Origin of the sequence: Bacillus sp. JAS24-2 (assembly GCF_008274905.1) — a bacterium.
Classification (GTDB): Bacteria; Bacillota; Bacilli; order Bacillales; family Bacillaceae_G; genus Bacillus_A; species Bacillus_A cereus.
Map to the genome: position 1 here is coordinate 1,854,774 of NZ_CP031068.1, position 15,992 is coordinate 1,870,765.

Below are 15,992 nucleotides of genomic sequence, written 5' to 3' on the forward strand. Positions count from 1 at the left end.
TTAATGAAAAGTTGGAGGAAATACATCATGGAATTGTTTCAATTACCGAAAGCATTCCTGCAAATGAATACAATTTTTATCTCCATATTGATCGAAGCACTTCCTTTTGTGCTCATTGGTGTATTTATTTCAGGATTCATTCAAATGTTCGTGACAGAAGATATGGTGGCAAAATGGATGCCGAAGAACCGATTTCTGTCTGTTTTATTAGCTACTTTTTTAGGTATGTTGTTTCCAGGTTGTGAATGTGGAATTGTTCCGATTGTAAGACGATTAATTGGAAAAGGCGTTCCACCATACGCAGGGATTGCATTTATGTTAACTGGACCTATTATTAATCCAGTTGTATTATTTGCTACTTATGTTGCCTTTGGGAGTAGTATGCACATGGTATGGTATCGTTCTATTGTAGCGATTATCGTAGCCATTATCGTTGGAATTATATTATCCTTTATGTTTAAAGAACATCAATTAAGAGATGATCACTTCCCAGAAGTGAATAATAAGCGTCCACTGCGTAAAAAAATGTGGGATGTATGTACACACGCTGTTGAGGAATTCTTCTCAATGGGAAAATATTTAGTACTAGGTGCGTTAATTGCAGCAGCAGTACAAACGTTTGTACAAACTTCAACACTTCTTGCTATTGGACAAGGTCCGTTTTCTTCATCAGCTGTTATGATGGGACTTGCTTACATTTTATCACTTTGTTCAGAGGCAGATGCATTTATCGCTTCTTCGTTCCAAAGTACGTTTTCAACAGCTTCACTTGTCGCGTTCCTCGTTTACGGACCGATGGTGGATATTAAAAATATGTTTATGATGCTTGCGACATTTAAAACGAAATTTGTAATTGTTGTTATAGTTACAGTTACTCTTGTTGTTTATGCAAGCTCACTACTCATTTATGCGATGGGGTGGTAGGTTATGTTTCGAGCATATATATTATTAGGTTTTACAATATTAATTGCGCAGCTTCATATTTCCGGTAACATTACGAAGTATATCAATATGAAGTATGCCTATTTATCAACAACAGCAGCAATTATTTTAGGTTTCTTAACGATTGTACAAATTATCGTCGTTTTCCAAAAAGAACACCAAAAGGAAAAAGAGAAAAATGATTGTAGTTGTGACCATGGTCATTGCGGACATGATCATTCAAAAGATGAGAATACATGGTGGAAAAAAGCATTTTCGTACTCATTGTTTTGTTTTCCAATTATCTCAGGGTTATTTTTCCCAATTGCGACGCTAGATTCGGATATTGTTAAAGCGAAAGGGTTTCACTTTCCTGTTGCACAAGCAGAAAGTAAGGATCCATTTATGACAAGACAATTTCTAAGACCTGATACGAGTATTTATTACGGGAAAGAAGGATACCGCGGTGTAATGGAAAAAGGGAAGAAAGAGTTTGTTACGAAAGATAATATTAATTTGAAAGATGAAGACTTCCTAAAGGGTATGGAAACAATTTATAATTATCCTGGCGAGTTTACTGGAAAAAAATTATCTTTTAAAGGGTTTGTTTTTAGAGATGATTCTTCTAAAAAAGAACAATACTTCTTATTCCGTTTCGGTATTATACATTGCGTAGCAGATTCTGGCGTGTATGGTATGTTAGTGAAAAAGCCAGAAGGCGTAGAGTGGAATAATGATGACTGGATTCAAGTAGAAGGAGAGATAACTACTGAGTTTTATCAGCCGTTTCATGCGAATATTCCTGTATTAGAAGTAACAAAATGGAATAAAGTTGAACAGCCGAAAGAACAATATGTATTTAGAGGAGCCGATTGATAAAATCGGTTCTTTTTTGTGGACTAAAAGTTCTGAATGTTGTTAATATTAAACGTGTAGTTCATTTAGTATAGTGATTATTGAAATATTAGGGATAGATCATTAAAGGGGTGATAACAATGACAGAAGTAAAGGGGAAAACAGCCAATGAGTCAAGGGTGTTCAAAACGAGCCGAGTCTTCCCAACAGATTTAAATGATCATAACACGCTATTTGGTGGGAAGATATTAGCGGAGATGGATATGGTTGCTTCTATTTCAGCATCCAGACATTCAAGAAAGGAATGTGTCACAGCATCTATGGACTGGGTCGATTTCTTACATCCTGTTCGTTCTTCAGATTGTGTTAGTTATGAATCTTTCGTAATTTGGACGGGAAGAACTTCGATGGAAGTGTTTGTGAAGGTAGTGGCTGAAGATTTAATTTCAGGTGAGAAGCGTATAGCGGCAACGTCATTCGTTACTTTTGTGGCACTTAGTAAGGAAAATAATCCAGTTCCTGTACCGCGTGTTATCCCTGAAACCGAAGAAGAGAAAGAATTACATCGTATTGCTGTGTTACGTGCAGAACAGCGTCATATACGTAAGGCAGAGAGTAAGAAAGTAGCCACATTGTTAACCTTTTGAGATGAATATTTAGCCATTTAAGTTACTATAGCAGTCGTAAATGGTTTTAAAATGAAAAGCGGACACCTAAAATAGGTGTCCGCTTTTATAGTTTTTTCATCCACATATCATATGACAGTAGCTACTTAGCAGAAGCAAGCAGCACCGACGATGATTAAGAGGATAAATAATACGACTAATAGCGCAAATCCATTACCATGTGCGAAGCCCATTGTTATTTCCTCCTTTTATTTTAAGATACAACATACAATATGCAAATGAGCTATTGTTTGATATGGACATATATCATGCAATGACATATTTTCTTGAATGATAATGTAATAAAAAAGGGAAGATATAGAAATAACAGTAAGTGGAGAAAGGAATTTATCCATGAAGCACTTTTTCGCTATAATCCTTTGTTTAATAGGTGTATTCATTTGGATGAACATCGATGTGGAAATGGGGAAGGAAATGGCTAGTGAATATGAATTAGGACAAGTTCGATTAGGTGAATTTCAACTATATACGAACGGTGAAGAGTTATATAGAAAATTATTTGACGATATAAACGATGCAGAAAAGTATATATATATCCATTTTTATATTGTAGGAAAAGACGAAATAAGCCAAGAGTTTTTACAGTTATTAGAGAAAAAAGCATCTAGCGGAGTAGAAGTGAAATTGTCAGTCGATCGGGTAGGCGGATATAAGCTGAAGAAAAAGGTAATTAGCCGATTAAAAGAAAACGGTGTGAAGTTTACATTTAGTAAAAAACCGAAACTGAAAAATATGTTCTATTCTTTGCATCAACGAAATCATAGACGTATTGTTACGATAGATGGAAAGGTATCATACGTCGGTGGCTTTAATATCGGAAAGGAGTACCTTGGACAAAATCCAAAGTTTGGGCCATGGCGTGATTATCACGTGCGTATCCATGGTGAGGGTGCAGCGGATATGGAAAGAAAGTTCGCCGAAGATTGGAAAGAAGATACAGGAGAAAAAATGCCTATACATGAAAGTATACCTACATTAGGGAATATAAAATATCAATATTTATTTTCAAATGGAAAAGGCTTATGGGAAAAGTATGGGGCACTTTTAAAAAAAGCTAAAAAGTCTTTAATTATCGCTACACCATATTTTGTACCAAGTAAAGAAATGGTGAAAGAGTTAAAAGCTGCATTAAATCGTGGTGTTAATGTGAAAATTCTCGTGCCATTTAAAAGTGATGCCATATTGTTAAAACAAGCTGCCTATCCATATTTGAAAGATATGTTACATGCTGGAGCGGAGATTTATCAATATCGAAATGGATTTTTTCATGGGAAAGTAACAATCATTGATGGAGAAATTGTTGATATTGGGACAGCGAATTTTGATAATAGAAGTTTTTATTTAAATTGCGAGTCTAACTGTATCATATATGATAAAACAGTTGTTGATGAAGTATGGAGTCGATTACAGGTAGACTTTCATAAATCAAAACGATCTTCTGAAGAAGATTTTGAGAAAATTAGTAGATGGGATTGGTTTTTAGCAAGAATAGCGAATGTTTTAGCATCATATTTATAGTATATGGACAAAAGAGAAGGGAGGCGCTTTAATGGACTGTATGAAAGAATTAATGAGATATAGTTATATGCTAATATACAAGGTTGGAGAGTATGCTGGAAAGGTCAGAGACGAAGAATTAAAAAATCTATTACAGCACCATTTACCATATATGTTACAAGCATATAATGAACAAGTAAATTTTCAAGAAGGAGAGAATGTGCAGCATATAACCTGTGAAACAACGGAGTTTGATTTGCATGAAATGGAAAAGGAAACAGTTAGTAAATATACAGGGGATATTCATATTGCAACCAGTTATATTGCGCACTTGAAACGATTAGCTTTAAAGTTTGCTCAAGTTGCAGTGGAAGTTGCTAATCCAGAGTTTCGCTCATTTTTGGAAAATTGTTTCCTGAAAATGAACCGTTACGCTTATAGTGTGTGGCAATATGTTATGAAGAAGGAATATAAGATTACACATCTATATGAAAATGAAAAGTTTGCATGAGAAACTAAGGCGAAATGGTATGCGCCTTAGTTTTTTTACGTCCATTGAGAGAAAAAACTAGTTTTATTGTGTATCGATTGGAAATGAAATATATAAATTAAAATTAGGATTTGTTATCAGAAGATTTACAAAAATTTACCGTATATTTACTGTTTTTCAATCTCTCCTTTAAAAATAGAGAGTAATATGAGGTTGTACATATTCTATCACAAGGAGGAAACGCAAATGAATAAATGGGTTAAATCATTAACTGCTATGGCACTTGCAAGTTCTTTATTAATGGTAGGTTGTAGTAAAGGTGAGGACAAGAAGAAAGAAGACGACACAACAACACAACAAGAGGATAAAAAGGATAAAGAAACAAGCGGAACCGAGAAGTCTACTGATTCTAAAGAAAAGAAATAAAGTAATAATAAAGCTTCCTCTCATATATGAGGAAGCTTTTTTGTTGTAAATTGACTGAGATTATTGAAAAATAGAAAGAGAATGAAAGAGGGGGAAAACAAATGAAAGTATGTATATTGGGAGCAACAGGACGAGTAGGTTCAAACATAATTAATTTAGCATTAAAGGATTCAGCTGAAGTGACTGCATTAGCGCGTGATTTAAATAGAATAGAAATACAACATGAAAGGCTACGAGTGATAGAAGGTAATGTATTGAACGAAAATGATATAAAGAAAGTGATAGAAGGAAGCGATATAGTAATTAGTGCACTTGGAACGGATCAAAATGGAACATTAGGGAAGAGTATGCCACAAATCATTAAGCAAATGGAAGAAGAAGGGGTTCGTAGAATCATAACAATAGGAACAGCTGGTATTTTACAAGCAAGAACAGATCTAAATTTATATCGTTTTCAATCAACGGAATCAAAAAGGAAAACGACAACGGCAGCGGAAGATCATTTGGCTGCATATAAAGTACTAAGTAATAGTAATAATTTATGTTGGACAGTTGTTTGTCCGACACATTTAATAGATGGTGAGGCGACAGAGGTATATCGAACTGAAAAAGATATATTGCCAGAGGGTGGATCAAAAATTACAGTGGGTGATACAGCACACTTTGCATGGGATCTATGTAAGAAAAACATATATGAAAATAGTCGAGTAGGTATTGCATATTAAAAAACCATCCCGAAGTCGGGATGGTTAAAAGATGATATAACACAAGAAGATGATAATCATAATGATTTGGAGAATTGCTTTCGCTACTGTACTGCTTAAAAAACCAACTACAGTAGCGACTCCAACTAGAAAGGCATCTTTTGGCGCTTTTTTATGCACTAGTTCTGTTATAAATACTGATAAGAACGGTATGATAATAAGTCCGAATGGTGGGAAGAAGAACGATCCGACAATGATAGAAATCATTCCGACACGTTCGCCCCATTTAGAACTACCGTATTTTTTTAAGAAATATCCATTTGCAATAAAATCAGCAACGAAAATGAAAAGAGTAAAAATGACTTGAATAATCCAAAAAGAAGTTGTTAATTCGCCTCCATTTATACCGAAATGGTAAATCAGATATCCAGCCCAGACAGCTAGTATGCCAGGGATAATTGGATAAATAAAGGCGAGAAATGAAACAACGAAACAGGCAATGATACAAATTGTTAATAAAACAGTCACTTTATAGCTCCTTTTTAATATCTAGTTTATGTACAGCAACTTTTTTGACTTGATGTCCATCAAGTTCTAATACTTTAAATTGAAAACCAGCATATTCAATGGAATAGCCAGCTTCAATATTTAAGTCAACTGCTTGAGAAAGAAGCCATCCTCCGATTGTATCTAAATCACTATCATCAATATGTAGGCCAAACATATCATTTACTTCAGAAATAAGCACCTTTCCATCTAAAACAGTAAGCTTAGGTGTACGCTTTTCAATCATAGGTGATTCATCCGCATCGAATTCATCTTGAATTTCTCCAATGATTTCTTCAAGAATATCTTCCATCGTTAAAAGTCCGGCAGTACCACCATATTCATCCATAACGATTGCCATCTGAACGCGATTTTTTTGAAGATGGACTAACGTTTTACGAATTGGAACTGTTTCAAATACAGTTAGAACAGGATGTATATAAGATTCAAGTGGCTTATAAATACCTTTCGTTTGATCATGGAATACTTCTTTCGTATTGATCATCCCAATGATATCATCTTTATCTTTTTCGATAATTGGATAGCGTGTATATTTTTCAGTAGCGACGATATCCATATTTTCTTCTAACGTATTTTCAGTAGATAAGCAAATCATTTCGGTACGAGGAACCATAATTTCTTTTGCAACTCGATCATCAAATTCAAAAATGTTATTTACATATTTATATTCGGTTTGGTTTATTTCACCGCTTTTAAAACTTTCACCTAAAATGAGTCGCAATTCCTCTTCAGAATGAGCAAGTTCACTTTCTTTCGCAGGTTCTAATCCGAGTAATTTTGTGAAAAATATAGCTGTACTATTGAGTAGCCAAATGAATGGGTACATAATTTTATCAAATAAAATAAGCGGTCTTGCAAATTTGAGTGTGATTGCTTCTGCTTTTTGAATTGCGAAAGACTTTGGAACTAATTCACCTAATACAACGTGGAAAAATGTAATAACACTAAAAGCAATAACAAAAGATAAAGTGTTAGCCATTGTTCCAGTAATATTAATTTTTTCAAAGAGCGGTCGTAGTATATGTTCCACAGTCGGTTCACCAAGCCAACCAAGCCCTAAAGAAGTGATTGTAATTCCGAGCTGACAAGCTGATAAATAAACATCTAAATTAGATAGGACGCTTCTTGCAGCTAAAGCTTGTTTATTACCTTCATTTGCAAGTTGGTCAATTCGACTTTTTCGTACTTTTACAACAGCGAATTCTGATGCAACGAAAAAGCCAGAAATAAGAATAAGTACAAAGATGAGAAAAATATTTAATATGTCCAAGCGTGTTCTCCATTCCAAGGTTTGGAATAAAGATGTCACCTCCTGCAATTATGTTATACTTTTATAATAAATCCAAATGAAAAGAATAGTCAAAGGAAAAGGGTAAATATTGGTATGTTTCTGTAATAGTTTTTGAATTTGCTGTTATTTTGTCCGCTATACAAAAGGAATAACCCCCTACTTTTAGATTATAGAGGGTTATTTTAAATTAAGGTTTTGGAACACTTCTCGTTAAAGTGTATGACTGTTGCTTGGAGTAGTTTGTGGTCCATAGTGTTTGAAGGAAAGAAAGTATGCTATATGGGATATAGAGTAGTAATAAGCCGATTGTAACAATTATGGGTGAATTTCCGCCAAATTGAACGATAAATTGTAACAGTCCATTTGCATGAAAAACGCATTCCATAAAAACGAATGAAAGAATAATGGAACCTAAAATTGATTTATGATTCGAAGTAAGCGCCAAAAACAATGTATCCACAAGAAAAGAATCATGTTTTATTTCATATTCATTTGTGTTTTTTAAGAAAGGAATCCATTTTTTTACTGCTTGCATAACGATAATCATGGAAGTACTACATACGATGATAAATGATGAGTAGTAAGGAAGGTTTATAAATTGTGCGATGTATAGAAGTAGTAATAAGACTGAACATTGTAATACTACAGTGCAAAAAGAGTAAGGAATCCATTTCAATACAGTAGTAAACTTTTTAAACGAGTTAGGTACTTTGAAAAATAAATGGCCGATACCCAAACTTATGAAAAATCCGATCGCAAGGGTAAAAGTAAAACGAACAATCGATATAAAATATATTTCCCATATGTAAGGGAATAATGGTGTTGAATGATTAGAAGTATGTATCATTTGGTTTGCTGAGAAAAAGATAGATTCATGCATCCAATCAACCTTTGGAATTGATATAGAAGAAAGCTGTGCGAAGTTTTGAAAAATGCTAATAAATCCATTTTGATAAGAATAATTGTGTGTAATAAAAAGAGCTGGAATAGGACTTATGGCAAAAATAACAATAATGCCAATTATAAATTTACATATATGTGAGCGTAATAAGGACATATAACCACCTACTCTTAGAATATTCAGAAAATTCTTATTCTTATTTTAGCTTTTTTTGAAAGAAGTTACAATATATTTTTCATTCAGTAATTCAGAGAGAAGATTTGATAGCAAAAATATGCAAGTGAAGGATTCATGAATAAATTATGACAAGAAAATGGATAATTTTCAGAAAAATAAAAATAAATTATTTATTTTTTTCTGAAAATATAATATAGTTATGGCACAGAAAGTATTTTAACATAAGGAGGCTTTTTATGAGGATTAAAGGGAATTACGTGCCGAAAAGGGAAGTTTTACTGTGCTCAAGTTCGATTACGATAGGGGAAGCGTTAGAGCATTTAAATAAAACGGGGTATCGTTGTGTACCAGTTTTAGATGAAAAAAAAGAGAAATTTTTAGGGAATATATATAAAGTAGATATTTTAGAATATAAAGGATCACTTGATGAGAGTGTAATACAATTATTAAACGATAAAGAAGGATTTGTGAGAGAAGATTCATCTTTCTTTAAAGTATTTTTTACAATAAAAAAATTGCCTTATTTATCAGTAGTTGATGAAAAAGGGGTTTTCCTTGGAATTTTAACGCATAAAAAAGTTTTTGAGTTATTAGAGGATGCATGGGGTGTTCACTCTAGTAAATACTCTGTCATGATTGGAACGCAAGACTATAATGGAGCAATCCAAAAGTTATCGACAGTTTTAAAGAAATACACTGGTATTCAAAGTTTGATGACTTTTGATAATGATGCCTTATTAGTTCGTAGAATTATGTTTACATTAGGAGAAGAGTTTAACGACGGTGAATTAGAGACATTATTGAAAGATTTAGAAGATCACGGATTTAGAGTTGTGTATGTGGAAGAGATGAAAAATCCACGTGAAGTTGAAACGATAGAGTAACATACAAAAGCCATCTAAATTATATTAGATGGCTTTTGTATGTTACGTGTATAAAGTTATTTGAAAATAACGATCGAATAATAGGTGAGATTATAACAATATTTGTGTAAGAGAATAAAAAATGTAGATAATTTCGATTTTCAAAAAAATCAATTTGAAAATATGTTTTTATTTTGCAACTAAATATGTTACTATATGTGTGATAAAAACAAAGAGGTCTGACATCTACACTCCACGTAATAACACTCTAATGATTTAAAAATTCAAAAAAATCAAAAATTAAAATAATAATTATATTAATGATTAGAGTAAAAATAAGGGGAATGGAGAAATTATGGAGAAAGACACTGCTTTGTAAGGGGCATATTTTATCATCTTGAGCAGAGAGGAGGATGCATAGCATATTGTAAAATATAGAGATAAACAATGAAAAAGTGCTATGCAAATGAAGAGCATGAAGGGACGTTTAAGGCCAGGTGATACGGTAGCAATTGGTTTAATGCTATTTGCATTATTTTTAGGAGCAGGAAATTTAATTTTTCCGCCAGTTTTAGGTCAACAAGCAGGAGAGAATGTTTGGATTGCTACAATAGGATTCCTTGTAACGGGAGTCGGATTACCCCTACTAGCTGTAACAGCTGTCGCGTTTGTAGAGGGGGACTTGAAAGCGTTATCTTCTAGAGTCCACCCTATATTTGCGTTTATTTTCCCATTGATTAGTTATTTAGCAATTGGACCATTTTTCGCGATTCCTCGTACTGGAGCTGTTTCGTTTGAAATGGGTATGAAGCCGTTTTTATCAGAGGCAATGGTTTCAGAGTGGTACATGCTATTTCTTTTCACGATAGTTTTCTTCGGAATAACGTGGTATTTATCATTAAATCCATCTAAATTAGTGGATTGGTTCGGAAAGTTTCTTACACCATTATTAGTATTAATTGTCGCTGTTATTGTCGGAAAGGCAATTATTGATCCAATTGGAGAGCCAGCTGCGCCGTTAGCTGCTTACAAAGAAAATGCTTTCTTTGGTGGATTTATTCAAGGATATTTAACGATGGATGCAATTAGCGCGCTCGTATTCGGAATTGTCGTTGTACAAGTTATCCGCTCTAAAGGGATAAAAGAGAGTAGTCAAATTGCAAAAATAACAGTAGTATCAGGTATTATTGCTGTACTTGGTTTAACGTTAATTTATTTATCACTTGCTTATCTTGGTTCAACAAGTACATCACTTGGTATCTCAGAAAACGGTGGTCTTATTTTAACGAATGTTGTAAATGAGCTATATGGGACGAGTGGTAAAATTTTATTAGGGCTTGTTATTATACTCGCTTGTTTAACAACTTCTGTTGGGTTAACATCTGCGTGTGCGGGTTTCTTTACAAACTTATTCCCAAAACTTTCGCATAAAACGATTGTAACAATGGTATGTGTATTTAGTTTAATTGTATCTAACCTAGGTTTAACACAATTAATCGCAGTAACATTACCTGTGTTAATGATCATTTATCCAGTTGCAATCGTATTAATTGTACTTTCGTATTTCCATAAGTGGATTGGGAAGCGTAATACAATTTATATTGGAGCTATTTTAGGTGCATTGTTAATTAGTTTCTTTAACGGTTTAGAAAGTGCGAAAATTAAAATTGACGCGATTTCTAATGTACTACAAATGTTACCGTTATATAACGAAGGAATCGGATGGTTAATTCCATCATGTATTGGCGGGATTCTCGGTTTCTTCTTCTATAAATCAAATGAATCAAGTGAATTACAAAAGAAAGGTGCTTAGGCACCTTTCTTTTTTTTGAAGGGGATTTTTGTATTTTGTCTAAGTAATAAGTGGGGGGAATGATAAATGGCTAATTTTGAAGATTTTTTAAATTTGGATTTGAGAATTGGAACTGTAATACATGCAGAGGAATTTAAAGAAGCGAGAGTACCAGCGATTAAACTAGCAATAGATTTTGGAGAAATCGGGATAAAGCAGTCAAGTGCTCAAATTACGAAAAGGTATAGTCCAGAAGATTTAATCGGTCAACAAATCGTTGCTGTTGTAAACTTTCCACCAAAGCGTGTAGCTGGATTCAAATCAGAAGTACTTGTGCTTGGTGGTGTTCCTGAAGCTGATGATGTTGTGTTACTTCAGCCTAATATGGAATTGCCAAATGGAACAAAAATTAGCTAGGGTGAAGGTAGGGGCTAATATGGATATCGGACGAGAATATTTGCAATGTGCGATTTCGAACTTTAAAGCAACAAAGAAACAAGGGGAACGGGCACTTTCTCAATTATCATATGAACAAATACAATGGTCTTCTCATGAAGAAACAAATAGTATAGCGATTATTATTAAGCATCTGCACGGTAATATGCGTTCTAGATGGACGGATTTTTTAACGTCTGATGGTGAAAAAACAGATCGTAATCGAGATGGTGAATTTGAAGGATGCTATCACTCAAAAGAAGAAACCCTTATAGCTTGGCAAGAAGGATGGAAATATGTTTTTAATACGATGAATACTTTAACGCCGGAACACTTATTGAAGACGGTATACATTCGCGGTGAAGCACATACTGTCATGCAAGCAATTGAAAGGCAAATTGCTCATTATGCATTGCATATTGGTCAGATTATTTACATTGGGAAGATGTTAAAAGAAAATGAGTGGGAATGTTTAAGTATTCCGAGAGGTCAGTCTACGCGTTCTGTAGAGAAAAAACGTTCAACATAATAATAAGAAAGAAACCGATAAAAAATGGGAAAAAAGAAAGTCAGCCAAATAATAGATGGTTCTGTAATCATAAGAATACTGCCAAAAATAAGTCCAAATATAATAAGAAAGAAATTGAAAAGTGTATTCACAGGGAGAAATCGTGAGATAAACACTTGCTGTCGTTTAAAACAATCACTGTGAAATAAATAAAAGCGGAAGTACCATGTGGCTGTAATAAGGTCTTTCTTTCTCACAATTCTTTTTTTGCATGTATGACAGATAAATGGTGGTTGCATTTCATTACGCTCCATTTTTTATTTTCATAATAATGTGAGACAAAAGTAGGTACAAAGTGTATGTTCCTATATACGCTCCTGCAATAAGGAAAAATGGATTCAGTAAAATTCCATGAATGCTCGTCATGAAAACTAAATCTTGTATTAAAACATCGTATATATTAATGGAAATAATTATACCGAGTACATACAGTGCCAAGTACGCAGAAATATGTAGCACAATAGCGATTTTTGGTTGCTTAGCGGACAAATAAAAAATGAATGATAGAGCGATTGGTAATATTCCTATTAATAGCTTCAATTCATTTCACCTCATTAACAATATAGCCGAAATTTTAACGGTCTATTCTCTAGGGCTTGTACATAACTTGAAATAGAGAGGTGATAGTATGAATCGGGGCTTTTTTTTTATGAAGTTTACAAGTATGCGTAAGTTAGTTTTATTTGTTATTACTACAATGCTAGCGACTTTTTTTCTTATTAGTATGATGGTAACCTCTATGAAAGAGACAAAGTCAACGTATTTATATAATTGGTTAAATGAGTTATCGATGAATGGTTACATGTATGTACTTGGAAAAGAGAATCATTATTTTACACAGGAGTATCGAAATTTGAATCAAGATTTTTCAATTTCTTCTTTTCTCTTTTCTATGGCTACAAATATTCGCTTTAATGATGTACGCAGTTTCGTCGGGAAAGAGCTCCCGGGGTTTGGTAAGTACGATACAGAAATTGTTATTGCGGGTGAGGGTACAAATTATTCTAACTTACCGATAGAGTCGAGTGTTCCTCTTGAAGAAGTGGTGAAGGAACGGACTAGTGGAACTGGACAAGTACCTAAACAAGATACGAGTAAAGAGAAAAAACAGCCGTCCCAAACGACTGGGAAGAGACAAGTTGCGTTTATTTATCATACACATAGCTGGGAATCTTATTTACCTTTACTTAACTTAACGAATGACCCGAATCCGAATAAAGCAACGAGTTCTGTATCGAATATTTCTATATTAGGAGATCGTTTCCGTGAACAACTAGAAGGTGAAGGGATTGGAGCTACTAACGATAAGAGTGATGTTGGTCAAAAGTTAATAAGTAAAGGTTTAAACAGTAATAGTTCGTATAAAATGTCACGAGAAATTGTGCAGCAAGCTATGGCTGGAAATAAAGATCTTCAATACTTTTTTGATTTGCATCGTGATAGTGCCCGAAAGAATGTAACGACAAAAACAATTGGAGATAAGTCATATGCAAAGCTTGCATTTGTAGTAGGGAAAGGAAATAAAAACTATGAAAAAAACTTACAATTAGCGACAGCTTTACATGAGGCGATTAATAAGAAATATCCAGGAGTGAGTCGTGGGGTCATTCAAAAAGGGTTCCAGACAGGAAATGGAATCTATAATCAAGACCTATCAGGACAAGCAATATTAATTGAAGTTGGCGGTGTAGATAATACAGAGGAAGAATTGAATCGATCAATTGATGCACTTGCTAAAGCATTTGGTGAATATTTTTGGCAGGCAGAAAAAGTGAATGGATAAAGTGAAACGTGAATTAGCCAGGACATCTATCGATAATTATTAGCGCACTTCAATCTTGAAAAAACGTAAGTGTAATGCTTGCGTTTTTTCTTTGTAATGGTGAGACGTCACAGAATAGACATAATTTGTCGTTGTTATAGTAATATCGAAATTTGTCAATTTATAGTAGGAGATTTACAAAGGAATTTTCGGGAAAGTAGAGAAAATCTTTTTATAAGGAAAACTTTTTATTATGAAACTGGTAGGGTGATTGAAGTGATTAGGGAAATCGAAATAGAAGATGCAGCATCATTTTTGCAATTAAGTAAGCAATTAGATGAAGAAACGAAGTTTATGCTATATGAACCAGGAGAAAGGAAAACTACAGCTGAGCAACAAGAAAAAATGATCCATCGATTTATGGAAAATGAATATGCAACAATATTTGTAGCAGTTGAAGATGAGAGAATAGTAGGTTTTATATTAGTGAATGGAAATAACATTCAAAGAAAGAGGCATGTGGCAAGCATTGTAATTGGTATTTTGCAAGAGTATAGCGGGCGAGGTATTGGGACGAGATTGTTTAAAGAGGTTGAGAAGTGGGCAAAATTACATGATGTATGGCGTTTAGAATTAACAGTAATGGCCCACAATACAAGAGCTCAGGCACTATATAAAAAAGCTGGATTTGAGAAAGAAGGTGTCAAAAAAGCTGCTCTTATTATCGATGGAAAGGGCATCGATGAGTATGAAATGGCCAAATTATTAAAATAAGAGGTCGTTATATGAAAAAAAGATGGGCACTACTTGGTATTGTAGCTGCAATAATTATTATTGGAGTAGCAGGAATCAATTATAAAATGTATAAGGATAAGCAGGCGCGGGAAGTAAGTGTAAATAGCATATTTCCGAAAGCGAAAGAAACGATTGCTAATATGGATGGGGATATTGCGGTAATTAATAATCCGAATTCAATGCTTGTACTTGTAAATAAAAGTAGGCGTTTACCAGATGGGTATAGACCGCCAGATTTAGTTATTCCGAAAGTGCGCTACTCTAGTGAAGGTGATCAAGAAAAGAAAAAGATGAGAAAAGAGGCAGCGAGGGCGCTTGAGGATATGTTTCAGCAGGCTGACAACGAGCGTATTTTTCTTTTTGCAGTTTCTGGATTTAGATCTTTTGATCGACAAAAAGCATTAAATACGATGTATAAAAAACAAGACGGGGAAGCAAAAACAGCAATGTCTAGCGCGGTTCCTGGCACAAGTGAGCATCAAACTGGACTAGCTATGGATATTACGTCTCAATCTGCTAAATTTCAGTTAGAGACGGTTTTTGGGGAAACGAAAGAAGGTCAGTGGCTTTCTGAAAATGCCCATAAATTTGGTTTTGTTGTTCGATACACAAAAGCGAAAGAAACGATTACGGGTTATCGGTATGAACCATGGCACGTAAGGTATGTGGGAAATCCACAAGCTACATATTTGTATGATAATCAACTGACGCTTGAAGAAGTAACAGAGTAAATGATTGAGGGGAGAGACGTATAATGACGATGTTATATAAGAAAAAAGTACATGCATATATTACAAGAGAAAAAGAGGGGGTTATGCAATTACTTGTTTTTAAACATCGTGATATACATGAAGCTGGTATTCAAGTGCCAGGAGGAACGGTTAATGAAGGTGAAACGTTAGAAGCGGCTATATTGCGTGAAGTACAGGAAGAATCCGGATTGCGTCATTTATGCATAGAACGTTTTTTAGCAGATTACATCATACATATGAAAGAAAAACAGGAATATGAAAAACGCCACTTTTTTCATGTAACTTTACTAACAGATGTAAAGGATACTTGGGAACATATTGTAAGTGCTGGTGAGGAAGATAAAGGATTAGTATTTTGCTACGAATGGGTTGATATTGCAAAATGCCCTGAATTAGCTGGGAAACAAGGTGAGTTTTTACATTTGTTAGATGAAGTATACGCACAGTAATGTAAGAGTCTGAAGCGAAGTTTAATCCGTTTCAGACTTTTTTTATTTTTCGGGAAATTAA

General features: G+C 34.1%; 21 protein-coding genes. 15 read left to right on the plus strand and 6 right to left on the minus strand.

From position 1 onward, the window contains the following. The first annotated feature begins 27 nt into the window (after positions 1-27). From DN407_RS09715 to DN407_RS09725, 3 genes are all read left to right on the plus strand, one after another. Complete coding sequence (locus DN407_RS09715; RefSeq protein WP_000418716.1) at positions 28-924, plus strand: permease; 897 nt, start codon at positions 28-30, stop codon at positions 922-924. Between the two features lie 3 nt (positions 925-927). Continuing rightward, complete coding sequence (locus DN407_RS09720) at positions 928-1,797, plus strand: TIGR03943 family putative permease subunit (protein WP_000488057.1); 870 nt, start codon at positions 928-930, stop codon at positions 1,795-1,797. Between the two features lie 119 nt (positions 1,798-1,916). Next, the gene (locus tag DN407_RS09725) at positions 1,917-2,423 is read left to right on the plus strand and encodes an acyl-CoA thioesterase (RefSeq protein WP_000141164.1); all 507 of its coding nucleotides are present in this window, start codon (positions 1,917-1,919) and stop codon (positions 2,421-2,423) included. 125 nt (positions 2,424-2,548) lie between these two features. Here the strand turns inward: DN407_RS09725 and DN407_RS09730 are convergent, their stop codons facing one another. Further along, a complete protein-coding gene (locus tag DN407_RS09730) occupies positions 2,549-2,635 on the minus strand; it encodes a YjcZ family sporulation protein (protein ID WP_000505094.1) in 87 nt (28 codons plus the stop codon). A 160-nt stretch (positions 2,636-2,795) separates the two neighbouring features. Between DN407_RS09730 and cls the strand changes: the two genes are divergently transcribed. The 4 genes from cls to DN407_RS09750 all read left to right on the plus strand — a co-directional run bounded on the left by cls (position 2,796) and on the right by DN407_RS09750 (position 5,600). Beyond that, on the plus strand, positions 2,796-3,980 hold the full coding sequence (gene cls / locus DN407_RS09735) for a cardiolipin synthase (RefSeq protein ID WP_149216200.1): 1,185 nt from the start codon (positions 2,796-2,798) through the stop codon (positions 3,978-3,980). Between the two features lie 31 nt (positions 3,981-4,011). Then, positions 4,012-4,470 (plus strand): spore coat protein, encoded by a 459-nt coding sequence (locus tag DN407_RS09740; RefSeq protein ID WP_000340542.1) that lies wholly within the window; start codon positions 4,012-4,014, stop codon positions 4,468-4,470. 225 nt (positions 4,471-4,695) lie between these two features. Next, positions 4,696-4,875: a hypothetical protein gene (locus DN407_RS09745; RefSeq protein WP_001045960.1), complete on the plus strand. Its 180-nt coding sequence runs from the start codon at positions 4,696-4,698 to the stop codon at positions 4,873-4,875. Positions 4,876-4,976: 101 nt separating this feature from the next. Beyond that, complete coding sequence (locus tag DN407_RS09750) at positions 4,977-5,600, plus strand: NAD(P)-dependent oxidoreductase (protein WP_058840114.1); 624 nt, start codon at positions 4,977-4,979, stop codon at positions 5,598-5,600. A 24-nt stretch (positions 5,601-5,624) separates the two neighbouring features. Here DN407_RS09750 and DN407_RS09755 read toward each other — a convergent pair whose 3' ends face one another. The 3 genes from DN407_RS09755 to DN407_RS09765 all read right to left on the minus strand — a co-directional run bounded on the left by DN407_RS09755 (position 5,625) and on the right by DN407_RS09765 (position 8,494). After that, positions 5,625-6,107 (minus strand): DUF456 domain-containing protein, encoded by a 483-nt coding sequence (locus DN407_RS09755; protein ID WP_000217338.1) that lies wholly within the window; start codon positions 6,105-6,107, stop codon positions 5,625-5,627. A gap of 1 nt (position 6,108) precedes the next feature. Beyond that, a complete protein-coding gene (locus DN407_RS09760; RefSeq protein WP_000353738.1) occupies positions 6,109-7,416 on the minus strand; it encodes a hemolysin family protein in 1,308 nt (435 codons plus the stop codon). A 208-nt stretch (positions 7,417-7,624) separates the two neighbouring features. Next, entirely contained in the window at positions 7,625-8,494 is an 870-nt protein-coding gene (locus tag DN407_RS09765) for a hypothetical protein (protein WP_000055260.1), read from the minus strand. Positions 8,495-8,751: 257 nt separating this feature from the next. On the opposite strand from DN407_RS09765, the gene cbpA reads away from it, so the two are divergent. The 4 genes from cbpA (at position 8,752) to DN407_RS09785 (ending at position 12,134) form a co-directional block, all read left to right on the plus strand. After that, positions 8,752-9,399: a cyclic di-AMP binding protein CbpA gene (cbpA, locus tag DN407_RS09770; protein WP_001220526.1), complete on the plus strand. Its 648-nt coding sequence runs from the start codon at positions 8,752-8,754 to the stop codon at positions 9,397-9,399. A gap of 454 nt (positions 9,400-9,853) precedes the next feature. Then, positions 9,854-11,191, plus strand: coding sequence for a branched-chain amino acid transport system II carrier protein BrnQ4 (gene brnQ4, locus DN407_RS09775; protein ID WP_011110049.1), 1,338 nt, complete (start codon positions 9,854-9,856; stop codon positions 11,189-11,191). 66 nt (positions 11,192-11,257) lie between these two features. Continuing rightward, on the plus strand, positions 11,258-11,587 hold the full coding sequence (csaA, locus tag DN407_RS09780; RefSeq protein WP_001263015.1) for a chaperone CsaA: 330 nt from the start codon (positions 11,258-11,260) through the stop codon (positions 11,585-11,587). Continuing rightward, a complete protein-coding gene (locus tag DN407_RS09785; RefSeq protein ID WP_000435829.1) occupies positions 11,568-12,134 on the plus strand; it encodes a DUF1572 domain-containing protein in 567 nt (188 codons plus the stop codon). Before csaA ends, DN407_RS09785 begins: the two co-directional genes overlap by 20 nt. On the opposite strand, the gene DN407_RS09790 is transcribed toward DN407_RS09785, so the two are convergent. After that, the gene (locus DN407_RS09790) at positions 12,095-12,412 is read right to left on the minus strand and encodes a permease (protein ID WP_149216201.1); all 318 of its coding nucleotides are present in this window, start codon (positions 12,410-12,412) and stop codon (positions 12,095-12,097) included. The genes DN407_RS09785 and DN407_RS09790 overlap by 40 nt on opposite strands. A gap of 4 nt (positions 12,413-12,416) precedes the next feature. Next, positions 12,417-12,713: a hypothetical protein gene (locus tag DN407_RS09795; RefSeq protein ID WP_000770734.1), complete on the minus strand. Its 297-nt coding sequence runs from the start codon at positions 12,711-12,713 to the stop codon at positions 12,417-12,419. A gap of 88 nt (positions 12,714-12,801) precedes the next feature. On the opposite strand from DN407_RS09795, the gene spoIIP reads away from it, so the two are divergent. The 4 genes from spoIIP (at position 12,802) to DN407_RS09815 (ending at position 15,931) form a co-directional block, all read left to right on the plus strand. Continuing rightward, positions 12,802-13,956 carry a stage II sporulation protein P gene (gene spoIIP, locus DN407_RS09800; RefSeq protein WP_001079280.1) on the plus strand — a complete coding sequence of 385 codons (1,155 nt, stop codon included), beginning with the start codon at positions 12,802-12,804 and terminating at the stop codon, positions 13,954-13,956. A gap of 255 nt (positions 13,957-14,211) precedes the next feature. Next, positions 14,212-14,709, plus strand: a complete 498-nt coding sequence (locus tag DN407_RS09805) for a GNAT family N-acetyltransferase (protein WP_000617574.1) — start codon at positions 14,212-14,214, stop codon at positions 14,707-14,709. 11 nt (positions 14,710-14,720) lie between these two features. Further along, entirely contained in the window at positions 14,721-15,461 is a 741-nt protein-coding gene (locus DN407_RS09810; RefSeq protein WP_000747647.1) for a M15 family metallopeptidase, read from the plus strand. 23 nt (positions 15,462-15,484) lie between these two features. After that, on the plus strand, positions 15,485-15,931 hold the full coding sequence (locus DN407_RS09815) for an NUDIX hydrolase (RefSeq protein ID WP_000178289.1): 447 nt from the start codon (positions 15,485-15,487) through the stop codon (positions 15,929-15,931). Positions 15,932-15,992: the final 61 nt, after the last annotated feature.

Bases quoted from the DNA above. Each gene is read 5' to 3' on its own strand.
- DN407_RS09715 (WP_000418716.1), top strand. From the start codon at position 28: ATGGAATTGTTTCAATTACCGAAAGCATTCCTGCAAATGAATACAATT.
- DN407_RS09810 (WP_000747647.1), top strand. From the start codon at position 14,721: ATGAAAAAAAGATGGGCACTACTTGGTATTGTAGCTGCAATAATTATT.
- DN407_RS09790 (WP_149216201.1), bottom strand. From the start codon at position 12,412: ATGCAACCACCATTTATCTGTCATACATGCAAAAAAAGAATTGTGAGA.
- DN407_RS09740 (WP_000340542.1), top strand. From the start codon at position 4,012: ATGGACTGTATGAAAGAATTAATGAGATATAGTTATATGCTAATATAC.
- spoIIP (WP_001079280.1), top strand. From the start codon at position 12,802: ATGAATCGGGGCTTTTTTTTTATGAAGTTTACAAGTATGCGTAAGTTA.
- DN407_RS09765 (WP_000055260.1), bottom strand. From the start codon at position 8,494: ATGTCCTTATTACGCTCACATATATGTAAATTTATAATTGGCATTATT.
- cbpA (WP_001220526.1), top strand. From the start codon at position 8,752: ATGAGGATTAAAGGGAATTACGTGCCGAAAAGGGAAGTTTTACTGTGC.
- DN407_RS09745 (WP_001045960.1), top strand. From the start codon at position 4,696: ATGAATAAATGGGTTAAATCATTAACTGCTATGGCACTTGCAAGTTCT.
- DN407_RS09730 (WP_000505094.1), bottom strand. From the start codon at position 2,635: ATGGGCTTCGCACATGGTAATGGATTTGCGCTATTAGTCGTATTATTT.
- DN407_RS09785 (WP_000435829.1), top strand. From the start codon at position 11,568: ATGGAACAAAAATTAGCTAGGGTGAAGGTAGGGGCTAATATGGATATC.
- cls (WP_149216200.1), top strand. From the start codon at position 2,796: ATGAAGCACTTTTTCGCTATAATCCTTTGTTTAATAGGTGTATTCATT.
- DN407_RS09725 (WP_000141164.1), top strand. From the start codon at position 1,917: ATGACAGAAGTAAAGGGGAAAACAGCCAATGAGTCAAGGGTGTTCAAA.
- csaA (WP_001263015.1), top strand. From the start codon at position 11,258: ATGGCTAATTTTGAAGATTTTTTAAATTTGGATTTGAGAATTGGAACT.
- DN407_RS09720 (WP_000488057.1), top strand. From the start codon at position 928: ATGTTTCGAGCATATATATTATTAGGTTTTACAATATTAATTGCGCAG.
- DN407_RS09815 (WP_000178289.1), top strand. From the start codon at position 15,485: ATGACGATGTTATATAAGAAAAAAGTACATGCATATATTACAAGAGAA.
- DN407_RS09750 (WP_058840114.1), top strand. From the start codon at position 4,977: ATGAAAGTATGTATATTGGGAGCAACAGGACGAGTAGGTTCAAACATA.
- brnQ4 (WP_011110049.1), top strand. From the start codon at position 9,854: ATGAAGGGACGTTTAAGGCCAGGTGATACGGTAGCAATTGGTTTAATG.